The sequence below is a fragment of the Bacillus sp. HU-1818 genome (assembly GCF_022695965.1).
Taxonomy (GTDB): domain Bacteria; phylum Bacillota; class Bacilli; order Bacillales; family Bacillaceae; genus Bacillus; species Bacillus atrophaeus.
In genome coordinates this window covers 654245-667353 of the sequence record NZ_JAAPBE010000003.1, presented here as the reverse complement: position 1 = coordinate 667353, position 13109 = coordinate 654245, and the positions used below count along the sequence as shown (strand labels likewise).

At 42.2% G+C, this 13109-nt stretch carries 16 protein-coding genes; all 16 read right to left on the bottom strand.

What is annotated here, in order from left to right; translation table 11 throughout:
* Positions 1-62: 62 nt before the first annotated feature.
* The 16 genes from GXP75_RS14010 to GXP75_RS13935 all read right to left on the bottom strand — a co-directional run bounded on the left by GXP75_RS14010 (position 63) and on the right by GXP75_RS13935 (position 13080).
* On the bottom strand, positions 63-833 hold the full coding sequence (locus tag GXP75_RS14010; protein ID WP_061572964.1) for a protein-glutamate O-methyltransferase: 771 nt from the start codon (positions 831-833) through the stop codon (positions 63-65).
* A 223-nt stretch (positions 834-1056) separates the two neighbouring features.
* Positions 1057-1503 carry a nucleoside-diphosphate kinase gene (gene ndk, locus GXP75_RS14005; RefSeq protein WP_004429759.1) on the bottom strand — a complete coding sequence of 149 codons (447 nt, stop codon included), beginning with the start codon at positions 1501-1503 and terminating at the stop codon, positions 1057-1059.
* A gap of 122 nt (positions 1504-1625) precedes the next feature.
* A complete protein-coding gene (hepT, locus tag GXP75_RS14000) occupies positions 1626-2588 on the bottom strand; it encodes a heptaprenyl diphosphate synthase component II (protein ID WP_010789066.1) in 963 nt (320 codons plus the stop codon).
* A 28-nt stretch (positions 2589-2616) separates the two neighbouring features.
* A complete protein-coding gene (gene menG / locus GXP75_RS13995) occupies positions 2617-3318 on the bottom strand; it encodes a demethylmenaquinone methyltransferase (RefSeq protein ID WP_010789067.1) in 702 nt (233 codons plus the stop codon).
* 5 nt (positions 3319-3323) lie between these two features.
* A complete protein-coding gene (hepS, locus tag GXP75_RS13990; RefSeq protein WP_004429753.1) occupies positions 3324-4079 on the bottom strand; it encodes a heptaprenyl diphosphate synthase component 1 in 756 nt (251 codons plus the stop codon).
* Positions 4080-4244: 165 nt separating this feature from the next.
* Complete coding sequence (gene mtrB, locus GXP75_RS13985) at positions 4245-4472, bottom strand: trp RNA-binding attenuation protein MtrB (protein ID WP_003230576.1); 228 nt, start codon at positions 4470-4472, stop codon at positions 4245-4247.
* A gap of 22 nt (positions 4473-4494) precedes the next feature.
* On the bottom strand, positions 4495-5067 hold the full coding sequence (gene folE / locus GXP75_RS13980) for a GTP cyclohydrolase I FolE (protein WP_242557038.1): 573 nt from the start codon (positions 5065-5067) through the stop codon (positions 4495-4497).
* Between the two features lie 197 nt (positions 5068-5264).
* Positions 5265-5543, bottom strand: coding sequence for a non-specific DNA-binding protein Hbs (hbs, locus tag GXP75_RS13975; protein WP_003153447.1), 279 nt, complete (start codon positions 5541-5543; stop codon positions 5265-5267).
* A 363-nt stretch (positions 5544-5906) separates the two neighbouring features.
* Complete coding sequence (spoIVA, locus tag GXP75_RS13970) at positions 5907-7385, bottom strand: stage IV sporulation protein A (RefSeq protein WP_004429750.1); 1479 nt, start codon at positions 7383-7385, stop codon at positions 5907-5909.
* Between the two features lie 194 nt (positions 7386-7579).
* Positions 7580-8311 (bottom strand): hypothetical protein, encoded by a 732-nt coding sequence (locus tag GXP75_RS13965; RefSeq protein ID WP_214918733.1) that lies wholly within the window; start codon positions 8309-8311, stop codon positions 7580-7582.
* 21 nt (positions 8312-8332) lie between these two features.
* Positions 8333-8536 (bottom strand): DUF2768 domain-containing protein, encoded by a 204-nt coding sequence (locus GXP75_RS13960; protein WP_004429748.1) that lies wholly within the window; start codon positions 8534-8536, stop codon positions 8333-8335.
* A gap of 337 nt (positions 8537-8873) precedes the next feature.
* Positions 8874-9911, bottom strand: a complete 1038-nt coding sequence (locus tag GXP75_RS13955; protein ID WP_214918730.1) for an NAD(P)H-dependent glycerol-3-phosphate dehydrogenase — start codon at positions 9909-9911, stop codon at positions 8874-8876.
* Between the two features lie 17 nt (positions 9912-9928).
* On the bottom strand, positions 9929-11239 hold the full coding sequence (der, locus tag GXP75_RS13950; protein WP_061572961.1) for a ribosome biogenesis GTPase Der: 1311 nt from the start codon (positions 11237-11239) through the stop codon (positions 9929-9931).
* 157 nt (positions 11240-11396) lie between these two features.
* On the bottom strand, positions 11397-11591 hold the full coding sequence (locus tag GXP75_RS13945; protein WP_004429745.1) for a capping complex subunit for YIEGIA: 195 nt from the start codon (positions 11589-11591) through the stop codon (positions 11397-11399).
* Positions 11588-12481: a YIEGIA family protein gene (locus tag GXP75_RS13940; protein ID WP_061572960.1), complete on the bottom strand. Its 894-nt coding sequence runs from the start codon at positions 12479-12481 to the stop codon at positions 11588-11590. The genes GXP75_RS13945 and GXP75_RS13940 overlap by 4 nt, the downstream gene beginning before the upstream one ends.
* A complete protein-coding gene (locus GXP75_RS13935) occupies positions 12478-13080 on the bottom strand; it encodes a YphA family membrane protein (RefSeq protein WP_106044240.1) in 603 nt (200 codons plus the stop codon). The genes GXP75_RS13940 and GXP75_RS13935 overlap by 4 nt, the downstream gene beginning before the upstream one ends.
* Between the last annotated feature and the right edge of the window lie 29 nt (positions 13081-13109).

Sequence of the window (13109 nt, the reverse complement as noted above, 5' to 3'; positions counted from 1 at the left end):
TCCCTTCATCACATTAACGCTTTTAAGTAAAACTATAACATATTTTTTAGTGAAAAGTCATTCTATCTTTTTTGATAAAAGAATGTATCAGCAGAAATCAGACCGTATTTCTCAGGGTTGAAGATTTGCTCTGTGCTGCCGACGAATAAAATTCCGTTTTTTTTCAGGCTTTGCGCCATTTTTAAGTACAGTTCTTCCTTCGCCTGTTCTGTAAAATAAATAAAAACGTTTCGGCAGACAATTAAGTCAAAATCCTGTTCATAGCGATCAGCAAGCAGGTTATGCTTTTTGAACCTGATATTTTTTTTAATATCCGCTTTCACTTGATAGCTTCTGTCATCATTCTGTTTAAAAAACCTGTCTTTTACCGACGCGGGAACCTCCTGTAATGAACGTTCCTGATATATTCCTGTTTTTGCTTTTTCGAGCGCTTTCTCATCAATATCTGTCGCCAAAATCTGAAAACCGGACAGCCCTTTTTGCTGCTCGAGAATCATGGCCAGCGTATACGGTTCCTCTCCCGTGGAACATGCCGCACTCCATATGTTTAACGGTTTTTTATGTTTTATTAATGGTAAAATGGAGGTTTCAAGAACCTCCCACCTTTTATAATTACGGTAAAATTCTGAAACATTAATCGTCATCCTGTCTAATGTTTCATTTAAAAGCCGCTGATCCTTCTCAAGAGCCTCAGCAAATTCCTTAAAGTTCTGATAACCCTTTTTTTCATATAATGAGGTAAGCCTTCTCTTCATTTGTGCTTCTTTGTATAAAGTAAGATCTACTCCAGTTAATTGTTTCCATTTGCTGATGAATATATTGTATGCTTCCATTGATTCTCTCCCAGCCTTGATTTCTTTTGTCCTAGTATAGCTTTTTTTCTAGGGGAATTGTATCGTTTCAACAAAAAAATCAGCTTTTCAGCTGATTACAAACGGGAAATGGCAGGGTTTTTCAAACCCTGCCATTTGTTAACACATTATTGAAAACCCTTACAATCGAGAGAAAGTTGAAACCAATAAAATTGTCTTAAAGCATGAGCCTTTTAGCTGATGTTTAATAAATCCAATTGGTCATGAGTTTTTGATAAGGCACTAATTCCTCTTGTTTAAAGAAAATATTAATCTCGCGCTCTGCGCTTTCTAAAGAATCTGATCCATGGATAATATTTTTTCCTACAAACATTCCGAAGTCTCCGCGAATCGTGCCCGGCAATGCTTCTTGCGGATTTGTTTTTCCGATCAGCTGCCTTGTCACTTCAATTACGTTCTCACCTTCCCATACCATCGCAAATACGGGACCTGAAGTGATAAATTCCACGAGCTCTCCGAAGAATGGTTTACCTTTATGTTCTGCATAATGATTTTCTGCCATTTGCTCAGAAACGGCCATCAATTTGGCTCCGGCCAATTGTAAGCCCTTACGTTCAAATCTAGACAAAATTTCACCGACTAGCTGGCGTTCTACACCATCAGGTTTTACCATGATAAACGTCTTTTCCATAAGATTCTCCACCCCATCATTATGTATGTATAGGCTTTCACGTTGTACAACGAAATCGTAACATCTTTCTGACAATTAATCAATCAGGGGAGGAGAAAATTCACATCTTGTTCGAAAAAAACTTAAAATTTTCGTTTTCCGATATATTTTGCGATGGAGGCAAGGGATGAGCGCGCGCGCCCTCTAGGCAAAGTATTTAGTTTTTGGAAGGCCTTCTCCAAATACATTTCACTGACGGCCATTGATTTTTTGATCGCATTTGTTTTCTTAATTTCTTCAATAATAGGATTAAGCTGTTCCTGTGTCGTCTCACTATTTATCAATTTAAGCTGATTTCGCAAACCGGGATGCTCCAATGCATATAAAACCGGGAGTGTGATATTACCTTGCAGCAAATCTCCTCCGACCGGTTTCCCAAGCTCTTCTTCTGTTGAAGTGAAATCTAAAATATCATCAATAATCTGATAAGACATTCCCACATAATAGCCAAACCAATACAACGCTTTATGAACCTTTTCATCTGCTCCGGAAGCAATGGCTCCCAACTGACAGCTGACGGCAATGAGGATAGCGGTTTTTCTTTTTATACGCCGCAAATACGTTCTTAGGTTTTGTTCCATGTTGTATTTATCTTTAATCTGCTCGATTTCACCGAGGCATACTTCAACAATGGTTTGAGACAGAATACGGTGAGCTTTCGGTTCGTTAATTCTTGTCATCATCTCAAGAGAGCCGGCAAGCATATAATCGCCCGTATACATTGCGATACGATTGTCCCACTTCGCTTTGATCGTAGGCTTCCCTCTTCTAAGCTCAGCATCGTCTATCACATCATCATGAACAAGAGACGCCATGTGAATCATTTCTAATGTGACGGCGACATATTTGATCTTGTTAATGTCGTAGTTTCCAAACATTCCGGAAAGCAAAACAAAAACCGGGCGGATTCGTTTGCCTCCCGCTTGGAGCAGATGAAGCCCCGCTTCACTTAATAACGGATAGTCGGAACGTACGGTTTGTTCAAGTTCTTTTTCGATTATATCAATATCGTCATTTAAAAAAGAATAGGCCATTTTAAATTTCATATCATTCACCCAAACATCTGTGTATTCGTTATTTCCATCCGATATGCGTGGCAGCGACACCGCCAGTAAACGAATGATATTTGACATTTTTAAGGCCCGCCTCTTCAAACAGGCGCGCAAGTTCCTTCATACCGGGAAATTCTCTTGCTGATTCTTGAAGCCAAGAGTATTCTTTATAGCTTTTCGCAAACAGCTTGCCGAAAAACGGCATAATATATTTAAAGTACATAAAATAGGCTTGCTTAAAACCAAACATTTCAGGCTGGGACGTTTCAAGGCAAACGACCTGTCCGCCTGGCTTTACCACACGCTTCATCTCTTTCAAAACCGTTAAATAGTCCGGGACGTTGCGAAGTCCGAACCCTATTGTGACATAATCAAATGAATCATCATCAAAAGGAAGTTCCATCGCATTTCCGTGCAGCAGTTCGATTTGACTGTATCCGCCGTCTTTTACTTTTTTTTCGCCGATGCTCAGCATATTTTTGCTGAAATCCAAGCCTTTTACCTCGCCTGTTTTTCCGGCAGCTTCCGCAAGCGCGATGGTCCAGTCCGCTGTTCCGCAGCACACATCCAGTGCTTTAGCGCCTTCTTTCACATCCATAATGCGCATTGTTTTCTCACGCCATTTTTTATGCTGCTGAAAACTGATGACAGAATTCATCTGGTCATAATTTTTATAAATTTTCTCAAATACGCCGTGTACTCGCTGTTCTTTAGACTCCTGCATAATGGTTACCCTTCTTCCACTTTCTGATGATAAGTTTTGTCTTGGCTGATTGTTTTCAGACGATTTAATAACATATTTTGAATAGGTGAATTCACAGGCAGGATCGTTTCAATGCTGTGCTGTGCTTTTTTGCGGCTGTCTTCCAGTATCTCTGCCATTGTTTTGCCTGAATGAACGAAACCGCCAATCACATCAAGAAATGTATCATGCCCGTTCATAAGCCGTTTATATACAAAAAAGTCACTTGATAGTATTTTCCAGCGAGGAAGGTTGAAGTGTTCCGATACTCTATGGAATAATGCCGCTTCCACAATAGCAACACTCTCAAAAAAATGGTTTGCATCCCGTACAGAACGGTCGTACAGACGTATTTTGTGCTCATTGATCTCTTTAATTGCTGTAGCAAGCGTCCGAATCATGTATATATCCTTCATTTCTGACAGGAGAGAATAATACAGCCCGCTGAAATAGTCGCCGGCAAGGACGGTCAATTGCCGATTTTTATTTTCGTCTCGCTTTATTGCTCTGGCAGTTGTCACTTCATCGTGGGTATCAAGGGCGCTTTGGACAAGCATCGCTGTTACAATATAATTTTCTTTGTCTTCAGGCTTAATGTCCGCCTCTTCAAATAACGCATGAAAAAGAAGAAGCTTATCCTCATCAATTTTAGGCGCGGAAATATGTTTCGCTAAATAAGGATGTGACAGCTTTTGTTTTAATTTCGTATTCAGATTCGCTAAAGTTCCGTAGATGTCTTGCAAAAATATCACCCTTGTCCCCAAATTCACATTTATTCTAAATCATATATGTAATACATTCTTTTTTGTCATTTTTATACGCAGATATCATTATAGCATAAAAAAAAGAAATTAGCTGTATCATCCCGCCGTTTGCGAGCATTTGCGGCAACAGCGGGGACAGCCAGTTTATTTTTTCTCGCTTTTCATTTCTCCATACGCGGTTTGAATGAGGGCCTCGCCTCTGACTTTAATCGCAGATGTATGCTCAGTAAACTGAGCAATGATTACTTCGCCTTTGTCCAGCTTTTCGGAATGATGAAACTTTGTATCTGTTCCTCTTGTCAGGCCGATTACATTCACTCCGTCCTCAACCGCTTTAATGACGACAAAATCGCTTGAATGCTTTTGGTTCATATAAGAGCACCCTCTATCTTATTTAGTCATGTCGTTTAATATGATCTAACACTTCAGAACGGGCAGCAGCATCGTTTTTGAAAATGCCTCGCACAGCAGAAGTGACTGTTTTTGCCCCCGGCTTTCTGATGCCTCTCATTGTCATGCACATGTGCTCCGCTTCAACTACGACCATCACGCCGTGCGGATCGAGTGTTTCCACGATGCTTTCTGCAATCGTAGATGTAATGCGCTCCTGAAGCTGAGGGCGCTTTGCTACGGCTTCGACGGCACGAGCCAATTTACTGAGGCCTGTGACCTTTCCGCCGCGCGGTATATAAGCAATGTGCGCTTTTCCGTAAAAAGGAACAAGATGATGCTCACACATAGAATGAAATGCGATATCCTTCACAAGAACAAGCTCTTCATGGTCCTCACCGAAGACGGTTTGAAAATGTTCTTTTGGATCTTCATTCAGTCCGGAAAAAACTTCGGCGTACATTTTTGCGACTCTTTTCGGAGTATCCAGCAGCCCTTCCCGGTTTGGGTCTTCTCCAATCGCTTCTAAAATTTGGCGAACCGCTTGTTCAATCTGTTCTTTATTAACTTCTTTCATCTTCTATGTCCTCCACCAATGAATACATTTAATTTCGATTCTAGCACACATATCACGCCAAAAGCAAAACGAAAGCCCTAAATGGGTCACGAATAGATCGGGGCGTTTAAAAATATGAAAAGCCCCTTAAAAAGGGGCTTTTCTGTGAAGAAATAAAGTGTATGTAAGCTAGATGCATACACGATCTATATTCACAATTATTTTCCTGCAACAGCGTCTTTAAGAGCTTTACCTGGTTTGAAAGCAGGTACCTTGCTTGCCGGAATTTCGATTTCTTCACCTGTTTGCGGGTTACGTCCTTTACGTGCTGAACGCTCACGCACCTCAAAGTTACCAAAACCGATCAGTTGGATTTTATCACCATTTTTAAGTGCATCTAAAATCGTATCAAAAACAGAGTCAACTGCTTTTGTAGCGTCTTTTTTAGACAACTCGCTTGCTTCCGCAACTGCATTGATTAGTTCTGTCTTGTTCATGCCTTTCACCTCCTCCCAAAAGTAATAAATTCAGGTAGATTATTATCATTTCTTCACAGTTCAGCCTGATTCTAAACCTCTCTGAAAAAAATTCAGAGGAAGGGCACATACGGCTTCTTATAGAGAAATCTGCACCCTGAGGAATGTTTGTCCAACAGAGTGAAGATTTTCTGTATGTAGAGTAACACATATAAAAAGCCATATCAAGCATTTTAAAGCTTCAATCCCTTGCTCGTCAAGGATTTAGGGTGATAAACCGAACAAATATTCCTTTTTTTACTTATATCATCCTATTCCTTGATCTATTTCCATTATCTGCGGACAATAAAAAAAGACCTCCCATTTCCAAAGAGGTCTTCCATATTACAGGATAATCGCTATCAAACCGCCGGAGCCTTCGTTAATGATTCTTTCCAGCGTTTCTTTCAGTTTATACCTCGCATTCTCAGGCATGAGAGATAATTTGGCCTGTATGCCTTCCCTCACGATGGAGCTTAACGATCTTCCGAAAATATCTGAATTCCAAATGGAAAGCGGATCATCCTCAAAGTCCTGCATTAAGTAGCGGACAAGTTCTTCGCTTTGTTTTTCAGTCCCGATGATCGGAGCGAATTCGCTTTCTACATCGACTTTGATCATATGAATGGACGGCGCGACTGCTTTCAGCCTGACACCGAATCTGGAGCCCTGTCGTATGATTTCAGGTTCATCTAAACTCATATCCGACAATGCCGGCGCAGCGATCCCGTATCCGGTCTGTTTCACCATTTTCAAGGCATCGGAGACCTGATCATACTCTGTTTTCGCATGGGCAAAATCCTGCATAAGCTCAAGCAAGTGGTCTCTTCCTCTGATTTCAACACCGACTACTTCTTTTAAAATCTGATCGTATAGGTGATCCGGCGCGTACAGGTCAATTTCAGCTATCCCCTGCCCCATTTCAATCCCGGCAAGTCCTGCACTTTCAATAAAATCGAATTCACTGAATTGACCGACAACACGATCAACATCCCGCAGCCGCTTGATATCTTTTACCGTTTCCTTGACAGAGTCTTGATAGCTTTCCCGCAGCCAATGGTTCTCTTTCAGCACCATGACCCAGCTTGGGAGATTCACATTCACTTCAAGCACCGGAAACTCGTAAAGCGCTTCTCTGAGCACGCTGAGTACATCTGTTTCTCTCATGCTTTCAACACTCATCGCCAGTACCGGGATATCATACTTTTCCATTAAACTCTGGCGCAGCGCCTCTGTTTCAGGATGATACGGCTTCACCGAGTTAATAACCATAATGAAAGGTTTACCGACTTCTTTCAGCTCGTCAATGACTCGTTCTTCTGCTTCGACATAGTCGTTTCTGGCGATATCGCCGATAGAACCGTCTGTCGTAATGACTACCCCGATTGTCGAGTGTTCTTGAATCACTTTTCTCGTACCGATTTCAGCAGCCTCATGGAATGGAATCGGCTCTTCGTACCAAGGCGTGTTAATCATTCTCGGTCCGTTTTCATCCTCATAGCCTTTAGCTCCGGGCACGGTGTACCCTACGCAATCTACCAGCCTTATATTGACATCAAGTCCGTCTGATACATGGACAGACATCGCCTGATTAGGAACAAACTTAGGCTCTGTGGTCATAATCGTTTTTCCGGCAGCGCTTTGCGGCAGCTCATCCTGTGCACGTGCACGGTCAGCTTCATTGCTGATATTCGGGAGCACCACAAGCTCCATAAATTTCTTAATAAACGTAGATTTCCCTGTACGGACAGCTCCAACGACCCCTAAATATATATCGCCTCCTGTTCGTTCAGCGATATCCTTGAAAATATCGACCTTTTCCAAGTGATCCCCTCCCGGACTTCCTATCCTAATCATTTTTATTCACCATTCATTTCACCTTCATCAATCAAATACAGGACACTATATGTGTATGACGTTGTCCTATTTCAATATGACACCTTTAGAAAATTTTCAATCCTCATTCTAGTAAAGTATGAAAAAACCTTTCTCCCTATTTGTATGCGAGGGAGAAAGGTTCATTCCTGTTTCATATCATTTTCTAAAAAAACGGGTTCTTGTTTTTCATTAACGGTATACTTGACGGAAAACGCGGGTACAAAGGGTGTCTCTTCCCAAATGATATCCTGGATTTCAGCGCCGGGCTTGAGATCTTTTTTGCTTTGTTTCATACAATCGGCCAAATCAATCCTGTAATCAGCATAGATGTCTCCATCGCCTCCAATCATAAGCGGCAGAGAGGCTCCCGATATGGGGCTAGTGACGGTGAGCGCATGCTTCACACCCAATTTCTTCGCGTCTAAGGTGAATAAATCACGGGATAATACATCCTCATAAGGAGGATAGCCATGCTGTTCCTTGTACATTTTTACCCGAAGTTTAATATCACGGATTTTTTCAGCCATCTTTAAGTCTATCAGCTTTACGGAAGGATTGTTCTCCACATCCACGAGCACGTATTGGTAGTCTCCTCCGCTTTCAAAAGCTGAGCTTGGCGGTTCAGCGATATATCTAGGGGCCAAACGATTAAAATCAATCGGGTATTTTTGATAAATCGGTGTTTTCATATCCTTTGTCTGAATCGGAAGAAGCCCTCCGTTCGCCTCTTTAAACTTGTCAACAGCAGACTGAACCTGTTTTAATTGCTCCTCATAAGGAATGGCATTTTCAACTTTGCGCTCCTCCGGGTATAAACACCCTGATAAAAGAATCGCAGAAAAGAAAATGAAGGCGCATTTCAGTTTGACCATACCACACTTCCTTTTGCACATTTATTCATTGACAGGGCCGCTGAAAACGACAATGATCACGATCAATCCCGATATCAGCATACAAGCGTAGGCAAGCGAAGACACGCCAGCTTTCAAAAAAGCATTTTTACATTTGTATCGGCTCATATAAATAGCTGCAACGGCGATGAACATTAAACCCATGGCTCCAAGCGCAAACCACATTTTCATTAATGCCAGACTCAAACGATCCGCCCCTTCCCCTGTATATATGTTATGTAAGCGTTATATTTCATTTTAATATACAAAGGTTGAAAAGATCAACAGATTTTCCAGGCTTTGAAAGCACAAAAAAACTGAAGCAAAGGGGGGACTTCGCTTCAGTCACATGACTATATTTACCTACACGTTTAAGATCCAGCTCTCTTGGACTTCGATGCTATAGTATGCAAGTGTCCGTACAGATGCATCCTCTCCTGCCTAAATCGCCAAAATGTTTCAAGCGATTCCGGGCCGGGAAGCTCCATTTTTCGTGATAATCGTTCAACCCAGAATATGCAGGGTGTCAGCGAATTGTCACTTTTTACTTCACTTGATTTTCAAACGTATTCACCAAATCTTCCATTTCGTGGGTTTTCACCCGCGCCATTAGGGATTCGACTGCTGTTTCTACTTTTTGCCCGTTAAAAAGAACTTGATGAAGTGCTTCTGTAATCGGCATCTTCACCTGATACTTTTCAGACAGCTGATAAGCCGCTTTTGTGGTGCGTACCCCTTCAACCACCATTCCCATTTCTTCAAGAACAGCTTCTAGTTTGTAACCTTTTCCGAGCATATTGCCGGCGCGCCAGTTTCTTGAATGAACGCTTGTACACGTCACAATCAGGTCCCCTACACCCGCTAAGCCTGAAAAGGTCAGCGGATTGCCGCCCATTTTCGTTCCGAGTCTGGCGATTTCGGCAAGTCCCCGCGTAATCAGGGCCGCCTTTGCATTATCTCCATACCCTAAGCCGTCAGTGATCCCCGCTGCAAGGGCGATAATGTTTTTCAAAGCACCGCCGATTTCAACACCGATAATATCCGGGTTTGTGTATACGCGGAAATTATGATTCATAAATAAATCCTGTACCTCTTCCGCCGACTGTATGCTTTTCGAAGAAGAAGTCACTGTAGTCGGGTGCCGCAGGCCGACTTCCTCTGCATGGCTCGGTCCGGAAAGCACGACGATATCTTTTCTGATATCGGCAGGCAGCTCTTCTTCCATAATTTCCGAAATACGAAGAAGCGTGTCCGGTTCAATCCCTTTGCTGACGTGGACAAAGACAGCCTTTTTAGTAATATAAGGGACAGCTTGGCTTAATACTTCACGGATTGCTTTTGTCGGGACAGCGACAATAATGAAATCAGCATCCTTCAATGATTCCCGCAAATCGGTTGTTCCTATAATTCCTTCAGGAAGCTTTACATCCGGCAAATAATCCTTGTTTTCATGACGTTCATTAATTTGACTGATAAGCTCAGGGCGGTGACCCCACATACACACTTGATGTCCGTTATCTGCAAGGACCAAAGCGAGTGCGGTTCCCCAGCTCCCTGCTCCGAGCATCGTCACTTTTTTCATAGTTGAATCACACCTTTTTATTTTCTCGCTCTTGCAAATATTTTAATTGGTGTCCCTTCAAAATCAAACGCATCTCTGATCCGATTTTCTAAAAACCTTTCGTAAGAGAAATGCATGAGCTCCGGATCATTTACGAAAACGACAAAACTCGGCGGCTTTACAGCGACCTGTGTCGCATAGTAAATTTTCAGGCGCTGCCCATTATGCGTCGGTGTCGGATTCATCGCTACCGCGTCCATGATGATGTCATTTAAAACATTGGTCTGCACACGGAGCGAATGATTTTCGCTCGCCTTAATTATAGCAGGCATCAGCGTATGAATGCGTTTTGTTGTTAAAGCCGACATGAATAGTATCGGCGCATAATCAAGAAATTGAAAATGATCGCGGATATTTTGCTCGAATTCTTTCATCGTCCGCTCATCTTTATCAACAGCATCCCATTTGTTCACAACAATGACTACAGCCTTGCCCGCTTCATGGGCATAGCCTGCAATACGCTTGTCCTGCTCAATGATACCTTCTTCCCCATCAAGCACAACGGCAACCACTTCTGAGCGGTCAATCGCTTTTAGCGCACGCAGCACACTGTATTTTTCGGTTGTTTCATATACTTTTCCTTTTTTCCTCATACCTGCAGTATCGACAATCACAAAATCCTGCTGATTGTAACTGAACATTGTGTCCACTGCGTCTCTTGTTGTTCCGGCCACGTTGCTTACAATGACCCGCTCTTCTCCGAGCATAGCGTTAACAAGAGAAGATTTTCCGACATTCGGGCGTCCGATAAGGCAAAATTGCACAACTTCTTCGTTGTACTTTGTCTCCGGTATGTTTTTGAAATGTTCCGCCGCAGCGTCAAGCAAATCCCCTAAACCCAATCCGTGGGTGCCTGAAATCGGATATGGCTCTCCAAAACCAAGCGAGTAAAAATCATAAATATTCGCTCTCATTTCAGTATTATCCAATTTATTCACCGCAAGAACAACCGGCTTTTTCGTCCGGTACAGAATTTTGGCGACCTCTTCATCGGCTGCCGTTACTCCTTCACGGCCATTCACCATAAAAATAATGACATCCGCTTCATCCATGGCGATTTCAGCCTGCTGGCGAATCTGTGTCATAAACGGCTCATCACCGATATCAATACCGCCCGTATCAATCAGGTTAAAATCATAGTTCAGCCATTCAGCTGAGCTGTATATCCGGTCCCTGGTCACTCCAGGGGTATCTTCTACTATTGAAATTCTTTCACCCGCAATCCTATTAAAGATTGTGGACTTCCCTACATTCGGTCTCCCGACTATGGCTACGACAGGTTTACCCATTGTACCCTTCCTTTCAATCCAGCCGCTTTCATTTTTCACATAAATTTTCAACCGGTTATTAGAATTCTTATTTTTACTCTTTATGAAAAGAAACCCTTCACACTGAAGGGCTTAACTCATTTATTATATCAGTTTTCAGTAAGATCACAACGTATTCTTAAAAATGTTTCACAATCAAATATAAGTCGTCCCCAATACGATGGGCAATTCCGTCAAGAATGGCTTCAAGATTTGTAGCGTAAAGTTCCATTTCCTTTTGATCTTCACAAAAAAAGATGGTTGTCCCGCCGATCGCACGGTTTCGGTTGGTCGTTATGACAGCCAATACAAAATTCGTTAAGGAATCGCTCATTTTATCACCTTATCTTGCTTTTTAATAAATTCAGTCGGCATTCTGATTGCATTCTCAAGGGTCGGAACATTGCTGATAATTTGAAGCGCAGTATCCGGATGATGCACTTGCGGCAGAACGAAGATGCCGACTCGGCCGTCATTGAGATCCCGTTTTGCCAGCGGCGTAAGTGACGGTTCCCCTGAATCGCGATAGACGCCGAGCACATTGGAAACATCGAATAAAATAGCCTGCCGCTGTCCTAAGTTGGCAATTGTAGTAGCTGAATTAAAGTTTTTCGGTGTTAAAATAAATCCCATTCCATGCTTTAAAATCAGCTCTTGTTTCTCGGGCAGCCCGATATTCATAATATAAATATTATCAACATACAAACCCGGTCCTTCAAAACGGGGCTTTATGTATTCAATATCCACTATATCTTTCAATACACTGCCGGACATGAATTTCATCGCGAGCAAGAAGCAAACAACCGCCGCAATTACACCTGCCCATAAAGAGAAAAACACATAAGCGGAAGTTGTGAGAAGCGCGGTGAATATGACAATATAATTTCTGCTTTCAAACGCGATTGCAATCCCCTCGATATATGTGCTGCCTCTGGACACAAGCTCATAAGAATCCATTTGGGTCAGCGTGTTCCGCTCCATATTCCGTACATCTCGAAATTGCGTTGCCGCTAATGTCAGAAAGGTAATCGCGGTAAATTCTTCTTCCAACAAAGCCGGCATAATAATTGCACCGAGGCCGGCAGCAATTAACCCAAGCGCGATATGGATCACTTTTCCATGGATATAGGTAGGATATTGGCGGTAATCTGTTTTCAGCATATAAAGCCTTGTCAACACTCCTGCAATGACTCCCGCAATAATGGGATATACATAATTACTCATGACATTTTTGTGGCTCCTTTGTTGGATCTTTTGCCTTTTTGACTGAGTTGGCCGGCAAGGTGTTCACATTTTGAGATACCAAACAGCAAAATCGTGCCTGCTGAGCATGCATACAGCCATTGAAAATCACCAATACTGACTGCACCCGCAAATCTTTGAATAATAAAAGAGTACAAAAGCTCCCCTTGGCACATTCCAAGAACAAATAATGCAAGCCGCTCGCGAAAGTTCCTTTCAACCGAAGCTGTCACGACCGTAAAAACCATCACAACAACCCACTCAGGTTTTATGATGAACCAAACCGGATCATATAATGCAAAAAGAAAGACAAAAGCATACGCAAACACCAATGTCATATGCAAAACGATGTAACGGAGCCGTTTATACATACCCAAATAACCGCCAAAGGCACATGCAGCTGTATAAAACATCACGTATGCCGCATTCAGCGTAAAATAAAAAGTAAAGTGATGTATGCTTAAGATGATATTTGTCAAAATAAAAACAGATACGATAAACCGGCTTTTTGTCTTTTCGAGGATAAAAGTCGTCAGTATCCACAAAAACCACATTGACCAATAATAATAAAATGGTTCCATTTCGCGTTCCTCCATCTACACACAGTATG